Consider the following 19,194-nt stretch of genomic DNA (forward strand, 5'->3'; position numbering starts at 1 on the left):
TGAAGTTTGGTTGGTAAATCTTCCTCAAAAATGTCTGGAAGTTTACCGACAACCTACTGCGAATGGTTATGAGATTGTGCAGACTTTTCAACGCGGTGAAACTGTGGCAATTCAAGCTTTGCCTAATATAACTTTTACTGTTGATGAAATATTGGGAGATTAACACAAATTTTCAACTTAACCATCGCTCCAAACCCGATATGAATGTGTATTGAATGTCAAAATTTTAGTGATTTATCGTTTGTAATGTGGAACGACTAATAATAAAATCGCAAAAACCATTTAACCCTAGCTCTGGATTAACATTAAATTCGATGCCAGAAAATAAGCCTATTTGATCATTTTCTTTGTGGGTTTAATACCCCACCGTCAACGGGGGTGTTCACGCATTACTTGGGGGAGCGAATCCCCATGTAATTTTCCTCCTGTCTCCTGTCTCCTGTCTCCTGTCTCCTTCTTCAATTCATTTTTTAGTTTAAGTTTTACTTATCATACTTTACTATCCATCTACATAGTAGCCTATATTTAGTGGGGAATATGTGATTGTAATTATTGGTTAAAAAATTTATTACTTTGGATAATCTTAGGGAATTATACCAATATGGAAATCTATAAAAAATCAATTTATCAAGTAGGAGGTAGTTTGCCTCCAGATGCTCCCACTTATGTAACTAGACTTGCCGATGAACAACTTTATCAAGGTTTAAAAGCAGGAGAATTTTGTTATGTATTGAACTGTCGTCAAATGGGTAAATCTAGTTTAAGAGTCAAAACTAGACAACGGTTGGAAGCAGAAGGAATTGCCTGTGCAACTATTGATATTACAGAAGTTGGTAGTTGGGAAGTTACTGCCGACCAATGGTATGCTGGAGTCATTGATAGTATTGTCAGTAGTTTAAATTTAGATGATTTTTTTGATATTGATGAGTGGTGGTCGGTTACAAATAAACTCTCGAATGTGAAACGTTTTAGTAAGTTTATCAGAGATTTTTTGCTGCCTACTGTTAAGCAAAATATTGTAATTTTTATTGATGAAATTGATAGTACCCTGAGTCTACCTTTTAGTATTGATGATTTTTTTGCCGTAATTCGAGATTGTTATAACAAAAGAGCCGATAATTCAAATTATCAAAGATTAACTTTTGTGATGATTGGTGTGGCAACTCCGGCAGATTTAATTATGGATAAAAAACGCACTCCTTTTAATATTGGTATACCTATAGAATTAACTGGTTTTAAAATCTCAGAAGTAGCTGCTTTAGGTAGAGGTTTGAGAGACAAAACTCAAGATATTAATCGGTTATTAGAAGCTGTATTATTTTGGACGGGAGGGCAACCTTTTTTGAGTCAAAAATTGTGCAATTTAATTCAGAAAAATTCAGATTTTATTCGGGAAAATAAAGAGGCAGAATGGGTAGAGAATTTAGTACAAAAACAAATTCTGGAAAATTGGCGAATAAATGACGACCCAGAACATTTAAAGACCATAAGCGATCGCCTTTTAGCTAATGAAAAACGAGCAAGTCGGTTATTAGGTTTGTATCAGCAAGTTTTGAATAGTGGGGAGGTAGTAGCAGATGATAGTTCCGAACAAATGGAACTGCGACTGACTGGTTTAGTAGTAAAATATGAAGGTAAATTGATAGTAGCTAACCGCATTTATCAGTCAGTATTTAATGTTACTTGGGTAGAGAAAGAATTAGCTACTTTGCGACCTTATTCAGAAGCTTTTGCTGCATGGTTAGCTTCTGGTTATCAAGATGAGTCGCGACTTTTGCGGGGTAAAGCTTTACAGGAAGCACTAGCATGGGCAGCAGCTAAGAGTTTGAGCGAACAAGATTATCGGTTTTTAACGGCAAGTCAAGAACTAGATAAACTCGAAATGCAACGGACATTGGCAGCAGAAAGACAAGCAGCTCAAATATTGGCTGAGGCAAATCAGATATTAGAAGTATTACTCAAAAGTGCCTCCTCAAAAACACTATTTCTCGCTGGTCAAGAGTTTGAAGCATTACTAGAAGCATTGAGGGCAGCCAAAATTCTACAATCATTGTCCAAATCAATTAGAACAAAAGCTGATGCTGAAATGCTGGTGGTAACAGCACTGCATCAGGCAGTCTATGGAGTTAGAGAGCGTAATCGTTTGGAAGGGCATAAAGATGGAGTAAATAGTGTTTGTTTCAACCCTAGTGGTACTTTGATTGCTTCTGGTAGTAGGGATAATTCTCTGAAACTTTGGAGTCTCAGTGGTAGAGAATTAAAAACTTTTACGGGAAATAGCGATCGCATCCATAGCATCTGTTTCCATCCTGATGGTCAGATACTTGCATCTGCTGGTTCTGACAGCACCATTAAACTCTGGAGTCTTGATGGCACAGAATTACAAAGTTTTACAACAGAACATAGGAATCTGGTTAGTAGTGTTAGTTTCAGTCCGGATGGTCAAACTCTTGCTTCTGGAAGTTTTGATAAAACTATTAAACTTTGGAGTTTAGATGGTAGAGAGTTACAAACTTTGATTGGACACAAAAATCGGGTCTCTAGCATCAGTTTTAGCCCTGATAGTCAAACTATTGCATCTGCTAGTGCTGACAAAACTATCAAACTCTGGAGTTTAGATGGTAGGGAACTGAAAACCTTTATTGGGCACACTTATAACGTTAATAGCGTCAGTTTTAGTCCAGATGGTCAAACGATTGCATCTGCTAGTGCTGACAAAACTATCAAACTCTGGAATTTAGATGGCAAAGAATTACAAACTTTTAGAGGTCACAGAGATTGGGTAAATGCGGTTAGTTTTAGCCCTGATGGTCAAACGATTGCATCTGCTAGTGCAGACAAAATCATCAAATTCTGGAATATTAAGGGCAAGAAACTACAAACTTTCCGTGGGCACAGTAATAGAATTTATAGCGTCAGTTTTAGTCCAGATGGTCAGACTATTGCCTCTGCTTCTAGGGACAATACAATTAGACTCTGGAGAGTTAAAAGCACAGAACGAAATATTTTCAATGGGCATAGTAATGAAGTTAGTAGTGTCAGTTTTAGCCCTGACGGTCAAACTATTGCTTCCGCTAGTTATGACAGCACTGTTAAACTTTGGAATATTGATGGCAGAGAACTGAAAACCCTTAATGGTCATACAGGTAGAATTTATAGCATTAGTTTTAGCAAGACTCAGAAAGTTATTGCTTCCGCTAGTGAAGATGAAACTATTAAACTCTGGAGTCTAGATGGTAAGGAACTGCAAACTTTTCAGGGACATAGAGAACGAGTTTATGATGTTAGTTTTAGCCCCGACGGTCAAACCCTTGCTTCTGCTAGTTACGACAACACTGTTAAGCTCTGGAGTCTAGATGGTAAGGAACTACAAACTTTTCAGGGACATAGAGATGTAGTCTTTCATGTCAGTTTTAGTCCTGATGGCAGAATAATTGCTTCTGTGAGTAAGGATGGTAGCATCAAACTTTGGCATTTGGATGGCAAGGAAGAACAAACTATTCAAGAATATGGGAATGCTGTGATTACAGTTACTTTCGACCCTACTGGGAAGCTACTTGCTACTGCTAGTGATGATGATACTATTAAACTTTGGAGTCTTGAGGGAATGAAATTACAAACTTTTAAGGGACATAGTCGTAGGATTTATAGCCTCTGTTTTAGCCCTGATGGTCAAATTCTTGCCTCTGCAAGTATGGATAGAACTATTAAACTTTGGAATCTTAATGGCAGGGAGTTACATACTTTTCAAGGGTATCCGCGTGGTCTCAATAGTATTTGTTTTAGTCCAGATGGTCAAATGATTGCCTCTGGAAGTACAGATGGCAAAGTAATTTTGTGGAATTTGAATCTAGAAAATCTGATAAAACTCGGTTGTGAGTGGGTGGGAGATTATCTGCAAAATAATCCTAATGTCAGTGAGAGCGATCGCCGACTCTGTGATTAAATTCACAACCGTTCTACTAAACTTACCCAAACTTACCCATGCGTGATTGCATAAGCTTTGGAGCCAGCTTCCTGTTTTCCTACGGAATGCTGCGCAAACACTGAAGACCACTGACCGCAGTCTGCAACTTATCTTCTCCACAGGCTTAAAATCGCTTGGAACTCAAGCTACTGATTCACATAGTTTTTGAGGTTGATAGCGGCATTAAAGTCTCTGTCAGCCTCAAAACCACAGTTACTACATTCGTAAGTTCTCTTATGCAACGGCATTTTCTGTCGATGCCCACAATGAGAGCAGAGCTGAGAACTTGGATAAAATCTATCAGCTATCACGATCTGGCTTCCATACCACTCACACTTGTATATAAGCTGACGCTTAAACTCATAAAAGCCACAGTCTGCTATCGCACTCGCTAGCTTGTGGTTTTTGAGCATTCCACTCACATTCAAGTCTTCAATTACAATGGTGCTGTGGTTCAAAGCTCGCCCATGTTGTGACTTTATGTAGTGCATCTGCTCTGATATCTGCTACTTTTTTATGAATTTTGGCTAGTTTTTTGATGGCTTTGGCTCTGTTTTTGCTCCCAAGCTCTTTTTTGTTGACACGCCTTTGATAACGAGTTCGTCGTTTTTTAGCTTGTTTGTAAGCTTTAACGTTAGCAAATTTTGTTCCATCGCTGCAAGTTGCTAGAGTATTTATACCAACATCTACACCGATAACATCTCGTTCTTTTGGGGTAGGTTTTGGTTGATAATCATATTTAAAACTAATGTACCAATTATCTGCACGTTTAGATATTCTCACATTTTTGACTCTGCAAGAAGGTAAGATTTCATAAGTTTTTACTATTCCTATTCTTGGTAGTTTTATATAATTTCCTTGAATAATTTTGATACTTCCTTCTAAATAGAAACTATCTTTTTTTCCTTTTTTCTTAAAGTTCGGAAATCCACGTTTGGGAATAGTTAAAAAGTTTTTAAATGCTCTATCTAAATCTCTTAATGCCTGTTGAGGGGCACACTTTGAGACTTCATAATACCATGGATTTTCAGTTTTAACTTCAGCAATTAAACGTTTATGCAAATCTATCGCAGTAGGACGTTTTTTTGTTGATTTGTACTCAGAAATACAATAGGCGAGTCCCCAGTTATAAGCATGACGTTAGCGTTTGCGGTAGCATTCCGATAGGAAAGCTTTGCGCCAGCAAACCACACCTGCGTGTTTAGCAAGTATTGTTTTTTGGTAATTGTTAACTTTTAACTTGGTCTTGATTGATTGCATTTGAACACGGACACCATGAAAAAAAGTCTTTGATTGTTTAAGATGATTTTAATGGTATGATAACAGCTCATCAGCAGATTTTCAATATTTTTTAACATTTGTCTAACTTTGTCTAATTATTTGGCTTCAGTAGTTAGCCCTAAAACTCTAAATTCTCCACAACTCGTTTCTTATTCTCCTCACCTCCCATGAAGTTTATGGTTTGATCTTAAAGAGCGAAAAACTAAAAAAATAGGGCGTTGGTAAATTACAGGAGGTAGAAAAAAGTGCCAGGTTTTCGATGACTGAAACTCAAAAAGTTGGTATTTTGAGTAGACAAGATTCGATAGCCTAATCCTTCCGACACTTCCCCTCCTGGCAGGGGTTAGTGGTTTGTCCCACACTCTGCTTTTTTCAGCAAACCCTAATTATTCCCCAGCAACCCCCCTCTACTTTCCCAATAATTCCTAACTTTAAAAATCCACAGTTAAAGGCGCCCTCGGAAAAGGAATTACATCTCGAATATTCCCCATTCCTGTCATAAACTGCACCACTCTTTCAAATCCCAAACCAAACCCAGCATGAGGCACAGTACCATACCTGCGTAAATCCAAATACCACCATAACTCCTCCTTATTCATCTCCTGTTCATCTATCCTTTTCTCCAAAATATCCAAACGTTCTTCCCTCTGAGAACCGCCAATAATTTCCCCTACCTTTGGCACCAAAACATCCATCGCCCTAACCGTCTTACCATCATCATTCAAACGCATATAAAAAGCCTTAATTTTTGCCGGATAATCAGTCACAATGACAGGCTTTTTAAACAATTCCTCACACAAATAACGTTCATGTTCCGACTGTAAATCTAAACCCCACTCTACCGGATAATCAAACTTTTTATCCGCCTTTTCCAATAAAGAAACAGCCTCAGTATAAGTAATCCTTTCAAAACTATTATTAATAATCGTATCCGCCGTTTCAAAAACTGTTTTATCAATCCGTTTATTGAAAAATTCCATATCCTCCGGACAACTTTCCAAAACAGACTTAAAAATATGTTTCAGAAATTCTTCAGCCAAATCCATATCTCCTACCAAATCACAAAAAGCCATCTCCGGTTCAATCATCCAAAACTCAGCTAAATGTCGAGAAGTATTAGAATTTTCTGCTCGAAAAGTCGGACCAAACGTATAAACATTACTAAAAGCAGTTGCCATAATTTCCGCTTCTAACTGACCACTAACTGTCAGAAAAGCAGGCTTTCCAAAAAAGTCTTGACTAAAATCAATATCTTGTTTTTCTGTTAAAGGAACCTTCTTTAAATCAAAATTAGTAACAGTAAACATTTCCCCCGCACCCTCACAATCACTAGCAGTAATAATAGGAGTATGAACCCACAAAAAACCTCGTTCTTGAAAGAATTGATGCACAGCATTAGCACAAGCATTTCTTACCCGAAAAACCGATCCATAAGTATTAGTTCGTCCTCGCAAATGTGCAATAGTACGGAGAAACTCAAAAGAATGACGTTTTTTCTGCAAAGGATATGTTTCAGGATCAGCATCCCCATAAGCGATCGCCTTTTCTGCCTTCAGTTCAATTCTTTGCCCCTTTGCTGGTGACTCTACCAAAATACCAGTTACTTCTAATGATGCGCCTGTATTCATTTGCTGTAAACTTTCTTGATAATTTGGTAGATCAGGATTTAATACCACTTGTAGGTTAGCTAAACATGAACCGTCATTAACCTCTACAAAAGCAAATTCTTTCAACTCTCGCTTAGTGCGTACCCATCCTTGAATTGTTACTTTTTCATCAGGTTTACCGCTTCTTAATATTTCAGCAATTCGTTGCTTTGTCATCTATTTAATCCTGTCTATTAGACTTAACTATTTTGATTAATTTTTGGTATTTTCTAGTATTAGAGAGTCTAGCACAAATTTTTAGTAGTCGTAATAAACCGAGTTTTTGGGTAAATCCTGTCTTTTGATGTACTACCGTTCTGATAAGATATGAGTTGTTGCTATTAGACATATCCAAAAATTAAAAATAAAATCAATTATTACCCAGAAATTATCAATTATTCCCCTCCTGGGAGGGGTTAGGGGTGGGTTCCCTGTTCCCTATTCCCTATTCCCTCATTTGGAGGAGATGTCTATTGACATATTTCTTAGTTTGAGTTAATAGAACTTTGTCTAGACCGGAATTAGTGGCTTTCTTTATATCAGAACTTACGCAGGTGAACCCAGAAACCCGGTTTCTCGTAGGCGTTTATTACTCAAAACAACGATTTACCGTAGAAACCCGGTTTCTTTGCGTAAGTCCTGTATATCTTAAAAAAATCTTTAACTATTAGACGTTTCCAACAATAAAAAATAAAATCAGTTATTAGAGTTGTCGCCTTATAACTATAAAAAACTGGTAAACCCTTATCATGTAAGGATTTTAGCAATTTCCAGATGTTTTTATCTGGAATTACTACTGTGTCTTAATTTGAGCGATTTTTTCTATCTATTTAGCGATAAGTCTATTGTAGAAAAATTGTTAATTATTTTCCCCTATTCTCTATTCTCTCTTTTATGGAGATATTTACTGATATCATGTCCGCACTTGATCGTTTGTGTAAACCCAAAGGTAAATATCTACAGGAAATTTAAGTTTTTTTCTTGCTCTTAGGTATTCCTGAGTGTTCCCTGTTCCTAGTTAAGTTTTCCCTACCCTTGCTATATAATACCGATGCTACCGGACATGATATGACTACTAAAAATTATTCAGCAACCAGAAAGTCCAAGCATAATTCTATGAAAAATACTAATTTGAATGGAGATAGAGTACGTCCAATTCTCTTATCTCAGCAAGAAATAAAAACAGCGTCAGAACAATACGGGACTCCTTTATATTTGTACAATTTAAACAAAATTGGCCGTCAATATACCAAACTACGAGATTACCTACCCCCAAATTTTAGCATTCTGTATACTTTAAAGGCTAATAGCAATTTAACTATCTGCCATACATTAGCTCAATTAGGATGTGGAGCAGATATCAGTTCAACAGGAGAATTGAAGGCAGCACTCAAAACAGGATTTTCAGCCCCACAAATTGTGTTTACTGGGCCCGGGAAAACTAACTCAGAACTAGCAGCAGCAATAGAGGTAGGAATTGGCATCATTGTACTAGAATCAGTAAACGAAGCTCGTCGCTTAAATAATTTGGCTCAAAAGTATGGTAAAAAGCAAGATGTCTTAATTCGGATTAACCCCTTATATAGAACAAATCAGAGTTGTGAAATTAGGGAAAAAGCAAGTAGTTGTGGGAGTGATGATATTAATAGTGGAGAACCTAGTCTAAAAAGTCAAACGATCGCCAGTAGTTCCAGTAAATTTGGAGTAGATGAAAATAGAGCTATAGAAGAAATTGCAGCGATCGACTCTTTGAGCAATCTTAACCTCAAAGGTATTCACATTTTTACTGAAAGTAATGTCCTAGACTACAACCAATTACTAGCTTCTTGGACAAATACCATTAGTATAGCTAACAGAATCAATGACCAAGGTTATCATATCTCCCTGTTAGATTTTGGTGGTGGAGTCGGTATACCTTACAATTCTATTGATAATGAATTTGATGTTGAGTCTTTTGGTAAGGAGCTGCAAAGAATTTTTGAGAATAATCCTTATCCCTATCATTGTATTGTAGAAATTGGGCGTTACATGGTGGGAGAAGCAGGATGTTACATGAGTGAAGTTGTTGATATTAAAGAATCTCTAGGGCAAAAATTTATCATTTTGGATGGGGGTGTCCATCAACTCTTAAGACTGTCTATGAAACCAGCAAGCAAATATATGGAAGTGCTCGGAAGAAATGGCAACTATACTCAGAAAGCAACCCTGGGAGGAAAACTGCCAACACCTTTAGATATTATGGTGGAGGATGTGATGCTGCCAGAAGATATAGAAATAGGCGATCGCTTGGTAATCTATAATTGTGGAGCTTATGGGTTTAATCATAGTTTGACCAATTTTTCTCTACACAATTATCCAGCAGAAGTAGCTTATAGTGATGGAACAATACAGTTAATTCGTTCTTCTGGACAAGTAAAGGATTTCTTTGTGAATCAAAAATTCCCCACAGATAGTGAAGATGCAAAAAAACATATCTAACCCATTCAGTAAATATCAATCAAGAAAGGAGTTATCTACAGATGACATTAATACCAGAGCAAGTTAAAACAACTCGCCCCTTAACACCAGAGCAGATAGCAAAATATAACGAAGATGGATTTGTGATTATTCCAGGTTTCTTTGAAGTACAAGAAATTGAACCTATAAGAATTGCCTGTGAAAAGGATCCAGGAATACGCGGACAAGAAACAGAATTTGCCGATGCTCAAGGCAATATTAGTAGGATAGCTCACTGGACCGAGTTAGGAGATTCCTTGCTAGGAGTGATTCCTCGTTTAGCAAGAGTAGTCGATGGTTCAGAGACCCTATTAGGAGGAGAATGCTATCATTGGCATTCCAAACTGGTACAAAAACTTCCCAAAAGTAAAGGCCATTTCGGATGGCATCAAATTTATGGCGGAGTATATACAGAAGGATGTTTATTTCCTGATTTATCAGCTTGTTTTATTGCGGTTACTGCGAATACGAGAGAAAATGGTTGTGTTCAAGTAATCAAAAAATCTCACTTAATGGGTCGAATAGATACAAGTTACGTTGGAGACGCTCGCCTATGTAACCTCGAAAGAATGGAAAAAATTTTAGAACGGTTAGAAGTAGTACATTGTGAAATGGAAGCGGGAGATGCTCTCTGGTTTCATTCTAATACTATCCATGCTTCAGAAGGTAACTATACAGATAAACCTCGAATCAATTTAATTTGTCACCACAATGCAGTCTGGAATGAACCATATAAAAGAGAAGGTCTGGACCACCGTCACTATATTCCATTACAAAAGTTACCGGACTCCACGATTTTAGAAAATAAATACGAAGGAGTATTGGAAAATCAAAAATTCTTAGGTAAGGAATATGGATATCAGCAAATAATTAGAAAAAAAGACCTAGACTCAAATTTAGCAGAACCATAAACAAGTAGTGATTCTTGGAGTTAACTTCATAGTCTTGAAATGCTATATATATGGTCTATGCGTAAGTCCTAACAAAAACAACCAAAACTGAAAAAAATCAAAGCAGGAAGATCGACAATGAAACAAGTCAGTTTTACTCGGATGCTTGATGGAACTCAAGAAGATTACGAACTGATTTACTCTTTAGCAGAAGAATCAACAAAAGGTTTAGCAGAACGAATATTAGCTGCTTTGGAACCTTTAAAAACATCTTTTGACGGTTACAAAGTAACTCGTTATGAACATTCTTTACAAGCAGCAACACGAGCATATCGTTATGGCGAAAGTGAAGAAATTGTAGTTGCAGCATTACTGCACGATATTGGTGATGAATTAGCCCCATACAATCACTCTGAATTAGCTGCTGTTATTTTACAACCTTATGTATCAGAAAAAACCTACTGGATAGTTAAACACCATTCGACATTTCAAAAGTATTATTATGCTCACTACATGGGAAGCGATCGCTACGAACGGGAAAAATATCGCGACCATCCCTACTATCAAGCTACCGTTGATTTTTGTGAAAACTACGATCAAAATAGTTTCGACCCCCAATATGACACTTTACCGCTCGCTTTTTTTGCACCAATGGTAAAAAGAATTTTTGCCCACCCTTACCCTAAGTATCAGTTTATTAAAACTTAAAATCATGCAACATAAAGATAAAATTTTTAGTAAGCAGCAATTTGTTACAATTAAAGGTAAGAGCTTTCATTATATTTGGTTGCGAGAAAACTGTCCAAGTTGTCGGTATGCTGCTCCATATCAACAACTATACGATCCAAATATTAGCGATCGCCCAGAAAAACCCCAACCTTTATCCATAGAATTAAATGAGGAAACTTTAACTATTGACTGGGATGAAACTCCCGCTCACCGCAGCGTTTTTTCTGTGGAATGGTTGCTCAAAAATAGTTACGATCCTCAACCAGAAGTCGAGTCTGACAACTATATTTTATGGGATCGAGCCAAACTAGAATTTAAACCGCCCCAAACTTATGATGCTCAGACTACTAATAACAATGTTTGGATGGAACAATTATTTAGTCTGGGATTTGTCGTTATAGAAAATATCCAACCAGAAAAATTAGAACCTTTTCTTTCATCTGTCGGTCCAATTTATAACGTTGATTACGGGAAAATCTTTGCTCTAGAAACTAAAGCCAAAACTAAAGAATCTGTACCTCCCCGTGATGGTTGCCCCTTACCTCCTCATAACGATCTAAGTTACTGGGGAGGACATCGCCTCGCTCAGTTTCTTTATTGTGTAGAAAACCACAACCCAGGGGGTGAATCTACCTTAGTGGATGGTTTTCGAGTTGCTCAAGACTTTCGCCAAGACTATCCTCAATATTTTCAACTTTTGCTTGAAACTCCCGTACAATTTTGGTTAGTAGACCAAAATCATCACTATCGTTTTTGTAATACTGCTACTATTTTAGAATGCGACAGATATGGGAACTTGACTACAGTCCGTTTTAGTAAAAGAAACTGTAGACCTCATTTACCTTTTGAGCAATTAGAATATTTCTACCAAGCATATCATGCTTTTTTCCGCTATCTGAAAAAACCCGATTATCAATATCAATTTCAGTTGAAATCGCATAACTGTCTGCTCTTCCAAAATTTTAGAATTTTGCACGGGAGAACAGCTTTCGATCCAGCACTAGGCAATAGAAAGCTCAACTCAGGGTATGTTGATTGGAACTTCTTTGTAGGAAGAAGAAATTTTCAACACCAAGAATTTTAAATAAGCAACCAGCAGTCAGCAGTAAATGTGCGCGTTTGCGAAGCATTCCTAGACTGAGAGGGGATTTCAATCCCTCCTAAACCTTCCGATTTATAGAAACAGGGGATTTAAACCCAACTAGAGGGAATGGCCAGCAAGCACCTACAAGTTGATAGCTGAATGCTAAAAGCTAATAGCTAGTTAATACCTGAAGAACATCAATGAAAATAGCCTACATTAAACCCAGTTTCACCAACGAAAAAAGAATCGGTTTATTACCACAACATCTATCCTACTGTAGTTCAGAAGATGAACGCAGATTTGAACAAGGTTATGGGGAAAGTTTAGATATTCCAGATGCAGCTTATGAAGAAGGTGCTGGTTATTCTCGCGAAAGTCTATTTGCTTGGGCAGATGTAATTTACTGCATTAAAGTTCCTCAACCCCAAGATTATCAATACTTTAGAGAGAATCAAACTCTTGTCGGTTGGATTCATCCCTTTGGTGCATCAGGAAAACATTTTAGAGAATACTGTGCTGAACCCAAAAAGATCCGACTATTTGATGTTACGAATTCCATATCTATTCGCGTTACTCAAGGAAAAACAGAAACTCTGAATATTCCACGAGATCTTACCCATAAAAATAGTATATTAGCAGGTTATGCCTCAATGATGCAAGCTATTATGTTGCGAGGAGGTATTAACCAGAGCGATCGAGTAGCAGTATTCGGTTCGGGAAATGTTGCTTATGGGGTCTTGAAATATTTAGCCAGTAAAGGAATTGAACCTGTATTGCGTCGTCGGAGTAATATCTATCTCATGCAGCAGGAATTTAAAAATTATGATATTTTTATCAATACGGTAGAAATTGCTCAAGGAGATGCACCGATTGTTACTTTTGAAATGCTTGATTCCATGAAATCTACAGGTTGGATTATTGATGCAGCAGCAGATACTGGCAGAGCAATTCAAGGTACTCGTGCAACTAAAATAGAAAATCCAATCTATCAAGATGAGCAAGGTCATACATTTTATGTAGTTGACAATTCCCCATCTCTGCTTTATAGAGAAAGTAGTGAAGCGGTGAGTGAAGGTTATGCCAAGCGTTTTTGGGTTAAACCAATGAGCTATTGGTATAGTGATTTCTGTATTAAGCCTTAAGTATCAAAGTTACGACTTACGCACTACAAGGTATTTTCGTCATTGCGACCTAAGGGCAAGCAATCTCAAATCTTAGTTTTTCGTATTTCATGCGTAAGTCCTGAAAGTTATAGTCATTCCAATTAATTTCTGTACAGTTACACGCTCTCAATAACTTACTCAATTCCCCTGGTAAATTCATTTTTGATAATCACCTTATGACAGTTGCACTTACGTTTGATACAGACTGGGCTCCTGATTTCGTACTAGAGTATGTGTGCAGCATACTTGCCGACTACGATTTAGAAGCCACGATGTTTTTCACAAATAAGGTGGGGTTTGACATCCCTGACTTTATTGAAACGGGAATTCACCCTGACTTCAGAACTTGTGGAGGTGTGACACCTGAAGCAGAAAAGCTGATTAACGAACTTCTGTTTGATTTTCCAAATACCAAAGGATTTCGCTCTCACAGAATGTTTTGGGACTATGGGTTATACGATCTTTTGCCAAAGCAGGGAGTTATTTATGATTCTTCGATCTTTTTACCTTTTCATGCAAATCTTGAAATCAACAGAGCTTATGGAGATCTCTTGCGAATACCAGTTTGGTGGACTGATAACCTACACTTAGAACGTCAGTTAAGTCTGAACTCAGCAGAATTCTTAGATTTGTCGGAGCCAGGGTTGAAAGTGCTTATCTTCCATCCAATTCATGTCTACCTAAATTCTTCACACAGAGATGTCTATCGAGAAAAAGTCCAACTTCTTGGAGACTTGCGCTCTCTTGATATATCAACCCTGGAGCCGCTCCGCCATCAAGGTGTGGGAATTGAAACTTTACTAAAAGTGATATGTAGAAAGCTAAAGACAACGAATGTTTGTTCGTCTAAACTCGAAGCACTTGCCTCAGTTGTTTGCGCAGCATTCCGTAGGAAAGCAGGTAGGGACGTTGCTTGAGCATTAATGCGTTTCATGTCGCGTAGCGTTTCATGTCGCGTAGCGAAAACGTCCGTACACAGTAAAATGTCACATTATGCGGTGCGACCCCGCGTCGCCGACAGGCGCAAGGGAATGCGCACCAAGAGAGACGTTTTATATCGGTTTTATGAAGCAGTGATTTCTGTATTGCTCCTTAAGGATAATTATGTCTAAGTTAATTCTGATTACTGGTGTCAGTCGGGGTCTTGGTCGCGCCATGACCGAAGCTTTTATTCAATTGGGTCATACTGTTATTGGTTGTTCTTTGAATAAGGAAGCGATCGCCTCCTTGCAACACAAATTTGGTGCACCCCATCATTTTATGACTGTCGATATTGCTGATGAAATGCAAGTTAAAAATTGGAGTCAAATAATAAGCTCAAAATATGATGCTCCAGACTTAATTATTAATAATGCTGGCATCGTACACGAACTTGCACCCTTGTGGGAAATAGAAGGGCAAATTTTCGACCGCGTTATTGATATCAATATCAAAGGAGTGGCTAATGTTCTCCGGCATTTTTTACCACAAATGGTGGCTAAAAGTCAAGGAGTAATTGTTAATTTTAGTGCAGGTTGGGGACGTTACACTACTGCTAACGCTGCGCCTTATTGTGCTAGTAAATGGGCGATCGAAGGATTGACCAAAGCACTATCACAAGAATTACCTCCAGGTATGGCAGCCGTTTCTCTGTGGCCGGGAACCATCCATACCGATACTTTAGAAACAGTTTATGGATCGGAAAAAGCAGCTAAGTATATTCAACCTCAAGATTGGGTAAAAATTGCCGTTCCTTTTCTGTTGTATATTGGAGCGAGCGATAATGGTAAAGCCTTGGCAATTCCAACAGGTTAAGGAAGCCAGAAGTCAGAATTCCTAATAAAATTATTAACAAAATGTCAACGAACTTTCAAATTCGCTTACCCGATAACATCGAAAATTTACCAATTAATGAAGAATATTTTTTCATTACAGAAAATGGGCGAGAGCGTCGCTTAAAACTCCATGATTATGCAGAAGTTTATCGCATTCCTGGACTCTATAACTATCTAGCTTTAGAGAAACTTCACTATCGATCGCCCGAAGTTATGGCTACTCTACTAACTGAAAATTTAAAAAATAGTGGTGAATCTGTCAAAGATTTGAAACTATTAGAGTTAGGAGCGGGGAGCGGGTTATTTGGTAAAGCTATTACTAAATTAGGAGTAACATCTATTATTGGTATTGATATTGTTCCGGAAGCTGCTGAAGCTACTCGCAGAGATTTTCCAGGAGTTTATGAAAATTATTTTGTGGAAGACCTTACTCAATTATCAAAATCAACTCGCGATTTTCTGAACGAGAAAAAGTTAAATGGTTTTATTTGTTGTTCTGCTTTGAGTGAGGGACATATTCCGATCAAAGCTTTTGCTACAGGAGTGAATTTAATTAAAAATCAAGGTTGGGTATTATTCAATATTGCAAAAACTAGCTATGAATGTGAGGATAATTGTCCGGAATTTGTTAATTTTTACCGTCAGGCAGTGGAAAAAGATTACTTAAAAATACATTGTACAAAATCTTATCTCCATCGTCGTTTTTTTAACGGTCAACCTCTAGAATATGTGGCAATTTCAGCCAAAAAGCAAACAGATATTCCTGTAATATAATGTTCGGTTGAATACTTATAAATAACTTAGCGAGGACTCAGGAGTCAGGAGTCAGAATTTCCTACGGAATGCTCCGCAAACAGGAGGGAAGAAAGGAGAAAAATCAAGATAATTTCAGTATTTATTCGATACTGTCAGTATAGCTCAATTACACAACAGAATAGCCAATATCAGAAAGGATACATTACACAAATTAACAACTCTTAACAATTCAGATTTGATGAGATTGTTAAAAGCGATCGCGACCAAACTTCACCAACCAGTACCATCAGTTTATCTTCATTCTGAAGAGGAGAGACTAGCTAGAGCTGCTGTCAAAATTTGCCAACAGAATACACTTAGCATTGAGCAAATAAATTCTTGGTTAGATATCTTGATTGAAATTGAGCGCCGTCCATCGGGTCTTTTGATTTGGGATAACTTTGAAAAGTATCCTTGGCGAAAAATACTGACAAGTCCGACTAAACAACTATGTGCTTATAGAAATATCCAAAATTTTCTGCGCTCTTTCTATTTTCAGTGGGAGATGGCAGAAAATACTATTGAGAAGCAACATCCGGTTCAACAACTAATTTATCAAGCTTTACAATTTATAGAAACAGGTTTTTGCAATAGCGTTCGAGGTTTCTTTCTCAATCCTTAAAAATAGATCTGACATCATCCAGCACAAGATTTTAATAGCCAGCCGATCGCAATTCCTAAACCGCCAAATCTCACAGCTTGCCAAAATGGTTCTTTTATGCTATTCCAACCAAATAAACTACTCTCTAGGTTTAATTCTATTGTTTCTAATTCTGTCTGTATCCGTTGTAACTCTTCTCGTAATTCATTAGTTTTTTGGCGACGTACTTCCGGTCGTACTTCTTCTAAGCGATGCTTTAATTCTGCTTTTCGCCTCTGATAATACTGAACTTGCGAATAACGTTCTTTCAGAGCAGCAAAGGAACGCTCTACCTCTGCTAGTGCTTGTGCAAAATCAGTCTCTGAAACTTCTGACTCCCCATCAATTGATGCAGAATTTGAACACCCATCATTTATTTTTTTCTCAGAATGTTCTGGAGGAGGATTCATACTGGCATACTTAAGTATAGTAAGTTCTACCTGAAAACATTAATCTAGGAAAATATGCTTAACTCTAACTCAGCCTCTGCAACTGCAACTAACAAAAGAGATTTACAGGAGTATAGTACATTAGAATTAGCCCAAGCTTTAGCCCAAAGACTTGCTATACCAGAAAGAGACTGGCATCGACTTAAGTCTAATCGCCAAGTCCGTGCATTAGAGCTAACTGTAGCTGCCCTAGTTTTTCTAATTAAAGCGCAACCCACTGAGGCGATCGAACGTCTTAAACAAGCTACTAGCTGGTTAGATCGATCTATCTCAGCTCCCCCATGTCCAACTCATGGAGTTAAGAAGGATTAATAAGTTGAAGTTAACTTAAATTCTTCACATAACCAAGGGTAATCTGGAGTTATTTCTTACTCTTTTGCATAGCATTAACTCTGTACCCTTGGAGTTCCATTCAACATAATCAAAAACTTGGTAGATGATGTATATGCCTCGACCACATTCTTTTTCATCATCACAATAATCTTCTGGGGAATAGGTAGCAGTTTGCCTATGATGTTGGTTTGATTTACAAGGTGGTTTAAAACCCAGACCTTGATCTGAAATCACCCACCAATACTGGTCTTGTACAATTGAAAAACGGACGAAAACTTTCTTATTGGGGTCTAAATTATTGCCATGCTTTGCAGAATTTACCAACGCTTCTTGTAATCCTAGTCGTAGTTCTGGATGCCAATGTTTAGGAACATCTGCCAGTAAAAGATCAAGAATCGGACACAAATATAGGGTAGAAGCAAAGCTAATTGTCACCCAGTTTTGACTTATTAGACGTGGACGTGATGAGATAGCAATCACTGAAAAAACTCCCTAGCTTTTCTTAGTAAACCTTTGTCAATCTCCTCGTACAATTAAAAATTTTTTCTTTAATAAGCATCCCTGCTTTCATATTTTTATAGTATCAAAACTCTTAAGAAAAATAAAGTACCTAAGCAAAATTAGTGGAAATTCTTTATATATTTTCTACTTAAAGTATCTAATATCTACTTAGGTTTCTTTTTTTTGGCCTAGGTTTTTTTTAATACATTTTTATCGCTGACGAGAAATATTTTAGAAATAATTTGATCCCACCTTAATTTTGATACAATATTTAATGCAACTTAATAAAAATTTATATTTTGATATATGTTAACTACATCAGCCTCTACTACAACTTCAGTTCCCGGCAGTTATTGGCAATGGCGGGATCAGTCTATCTACTATGTATGTGCAGGTAAGTCCGATCCCACAACACCACCCATATTATTAATACATGGCTTTGGAGCATCAACAGACCATTGGCGCAAAAATATTGCATATCTGAGCCAGTTTTTTCAGGTTTGGGCGATCGATTTGCTAGGATTTGGACGTTCAACAAAAGCAAACTGGCAATATAGTGGTCAGCTATGGAGAGAACAACTAAATGACTTTATTACTGAAGTAATTGGTAAACCTGTGGTATTAGCAGGAAATTCTCTGGGAGGTTATGCAGCATTGTGTGTGGCAGCTCAATATCCAAATTCTACAGCAGGTTTAATATTACTGAACAGTGCTGGACCTTTTAGTGAATCTCAACCTACTGCCAAACCTCCCTTGTGGAGAAAAGTTATTTCTCAAAGTATAAAGTGGTTACTCTTACAAGATTGGCCTAGTTTTTTATTATTTCAATGGACGCGACGACGTAGCACTATCAGAAAAACACTACAGAAGGTTTATTTAGACCAAAGTGCTATTACAGAGCAACTAATAGAAGATATATATCGGCCTTCTTGCGATCCTGGTGCAGCTAAAGTCTTTGCTTCTATATTCAAAACTCCATCTGGGGAAAAAGTGGATGTGTTGTTAGGTCAGTTAAACTGTTCCTTGCTCATGCTATGGGGAAAAGCAGATCCTTGGATAAATACTCAAAGTAGAAGTGCCCAGTTTCGTAAGTATTATCCTCAGCTAACAGAATACTTTTTGGAGGCGGGTCATTGTCCTCATGATGAAGTACCAGAACAAGTTAACAAATTAATTAAAGAATGGATGTTCTCAATTGTGAAGTAAGTACCTGTGCAAAATTAATTTAACTGATGGGGAGTTTGAGGGGCTATAAGTCCCGCGCTCTATCTGAAAGATCAGCGTCGGGATACATGGACCCCTCAAGCCGATTTTTTCCGGGATTGACCGGAAAAATCTGCAACAGTATAGATATAGAGCTATAGAGTAATCATTCTGTGTTAGAATTTTTGTATGACTCTAACCAT

At 37.5% G+C, this 19,194-nt stretch carries 17 protein-coding genes; 12 read left to right on the forward strand and 5 right to left on the reverse strand.

Annotated elements, in window-relative coordinates; genetic code table 11:
• The first annotated feature begins 601 nt into the window (after nucleotides 1–601).
• Complete coding sequence (locus F6K18_RS22600; RefSeq protein WP_287524271.1) at nucleotides 602–3,946, forward strand: AAA-like domain-containing protein; 3,345 nt, start codon at nucleotides 602–604, stop codon at nucleotides 3,944–3,946.
• A 167-nt stretch (nucleotides 3,947–4,113) separates the two neighbouring features.
• Here F6K18_RS22600 and F6K18_RS22605 read toward each other — a convergent pair whose 3' ends face one another.
• The 3 genes from F6K18_RS22605 to asnS all read right to left on the reverse strand — a co-directional run bounded on the left by F6K18_RS22605 (nucleotide 4,114) and on the right by asnS (nucleotide 7,071).
• Nucleotides 4,114–4,458: an RNA-guided endonuclease TnpB family protein gene (locus F6K18_RS22605; RefSeq protein WP_353735139.1), complete on the reverse strand. Its 345-nt coding sequence runs from the start codon at nucleotides 4,456–4,458 to the stop codon at nucleotides 4,114–4,116.
• Nucleotides 4,400–5,074: a transposase gene (locus F6K18_RS22610; protein ID WP_287524327.1), complete on the reverse strand. Its 675-nt coding sequence runs from the start codon at nucleotides 5,072–5,074 to the stop codon at nucleotides 4,400–4,402. Before F6K18_RS22610 ends, F6K18_RS22605 begins: the two co-directional genes overlap by 59 nt.
• 605 nt (nucleotides 5,075–5,679) lie before the next feature.
• Nucleotides 5,680–7,071, reverse strand: coding sequence for an asparagine--tRNA ligase (gene asnS / locus F6K18_RS22615; protein WP_287524274.1), 1,392 nt, complete (start codon nucleotides 7,069–7,071; stop codon nucleotides 5,680–5,682).
• Between the two features lie 891 nt (nucleotides 7,072–7,962).
• On the opposite strand from asnS, the gene F6K18_RS22620 reads away from it, so the two are divergent.
• The 9 genes from F6K18_RS22620 to F6K18_RS22660 all read left to right on the forward strand — a co-directional run bounded on the left by F6K18_RS22620 (nucleotide 7,963) and on the right by F6K18_RS22660 (nucleotide 16,487).
• A complete protein-coding gene (locus F6K18_RS22620; RefSeq protein ID WP_287524276.1) occupies nucleotides 7,963–9,372 on the forward strand; it encodes a hypothetical protein in 1,410 nt (469 codons plus the stop codon).
• A gap of 41 nt (nucleotides 9,373–9,413) precedes the next feature.
• The gene (locus F6K18_RS22625) at nucleotides 9,414–10,301 is read left to right on the forward strand and encodes a phytanoyl-CoA dioxygenase family protein (protein WP_287524278.1); all 888 of its coding nucleotides are present in this window, start codon (nucleotides 9,414–9,416) and stop codon (nucleotides 10,299–10,301) included.
• Nucleotides 10,302–10,418: 117 nt separating this feature from the next.
• The gene (locus F6K18_RS22630; protein WP_287524280.1) at nucleotides 10,419–10,988 is read left to right on the forward strand and encodes an HD domain-containing protein; all 570 of its coding nucleotides are present in this window, start codon (nucleotides 10,419–10,421) and stop codon (nucleotides 10,986–10,988) included.
• Nucleotides 10,989–10,992: 4 nt separating this feature from the next.
• Nucleotides 10,993–12,093, forward strand: a complete 1,101-nt coding sequence (locus tag F6K18_RS22635) for a TauD/TfdA family dioxygenase (RefSeq protein ID WP_287524282.1) — start codon at nucleotides 10,993–10,995, stop codon at nucleotides 12,091–12,093.
• A gap of 200 nt (nucleotides 12,094–12,293) precedes the next feature.
• The gene (locus tag F6K18_RS22640; protein WP_287524285.1) at nucleotides 12,294–13,235 is read left to right on the forward strand and encodes a hypothetical protein; all 942 of its coding nucleotides are present in this window, start codon (nucleotides 12,294–12,296) and stop codon (nucleotides 13,233–13,235) included.
• A 197-nt stretch (nucleotides 13,236–13,432) separates the two neighbouring features.
• Nucleotides 13,433–14,173, forward strand: coding sequence for a hypothetical protein (locus F6K18_RS22645; protein ID WP_287524288.1), 741 nt, complete (start codon nucleotides 13,433–13,435; stop codon nucleotides 14,171–14,173).
• Between the two features lie 187 nt (nucleotides 14,174–14,360).
• Nucleotides 14,361–15,050: an SDR family oxidoreductase gene (locus tag F6K18_RS22650; protein ID WP_287524291.1), complete on the forward strand. Its 690-nt coding sequence runs from the start codon at nucleotides 14,361–14,363 to the stop codon at nucleotides 15,048–15,050.
• Nucleotides 15,051–15,091: 41 nt separating this feature from the next.
• A complete protein-coding gene (locus F6K18_RS22655) occupies nucleotides 15,092–15,844 on the forward strand; it encodes a class I SAM-dependent methyltransferase (RefSeq protein WP_287524294.1) in 753 nt (250 codons plus the stop codon).
• A gap of 169 nt (nucleotides 15,845–16,013) precedes the next feature.
• Nucleotides 16,014–16,487: a DUF2785 domain-containing protein gene (locus F6K18_RS22660; protein WP_287524330.1), complete on the forward strand. Its 474-nt coding sequence runs from the start codon at nucleotides 16,014–16,016 to the stop codon at nucleotides 16,485–16,487.
• A 14-nt stretch (nucleotides 16,488–16,501) separates the two neighbouring features.
• On the opposite strand, the gene F6K18_RS22665 is transcribed toward F6K18_RS22660, so the two are convergent.
• On the reverse strand, nucleotides 16,502–16,915 hold the full coding sequence (locus F6K18_RS22665) for a DUF2203 domain-containing protein (RefSeq protein ID WP_287524295.1): 414 nt from the start codon (nucleotides 16,913–16,915) through the stop codon (nucleotides 16,502–16,504).
• A gap of 54 nt (nucleotides 16,916–16,969) precedes the next feature.
• Between F6K18_RS22665 and F6K18_RS22670 the strand changes: the two genes are divergently transcribed.
• A complete protein-coding gene (locus tag F6K18_RS22670; RefSeq protein ID WP_287278582.1) occupies nucleotides 16,970–17,266 on the forward strand; it encodes a DUF6439 family protein in 297 nt (98 codons plus the stop codon).
• 24 nt (nucleotides 17,267–17,290) lie between these two features.
• Here the strand turns inward: F6K18_RS22670 and F6K18_RS22675 are convergent, their stop codons facing one another.
• A complete protein-coding gene (locus F6K18_RS22675) occupies nucleotides 17,291–17,767 on the reverse strand; it encodes an anti-sigma regulatory factor (RefSeq protein WP_287524298.1) in 477 nt (158 codons plus the stop codon).
• A 327-nt stretch (nucleotides 17,768–18,094) separates the two neighbouring features.
• Between F6K18_RS22675 and F6K18_RS22680 the strand changes: the two genes are divergently transcribed.
• Nucleotides 18,095–18,994 (forward strand): alpha/beta fold hydrolase, encoded by a 900-nt coding sequence (locus F6K18_RS22680; RefSeq protein ID WP_287524301.1) that lies wholly within the window; start codon nucleotides 18,095–18,097, stop codon nucleotides 18,992–18,994.
• The last annotated feature ends 200 nt before the right edge of the window (nucleotides 18,995–19,194 follow it).

It is taken from the genome of Okeania sp. SIO2C2, from assembly GCF_010692625.1.
GTDB lineage: Bacteria > Cyanobacteriota > Cyanobacteriia > Cyanobacteriales > Microcoleaceae > Okeania > Okeania hirsuta.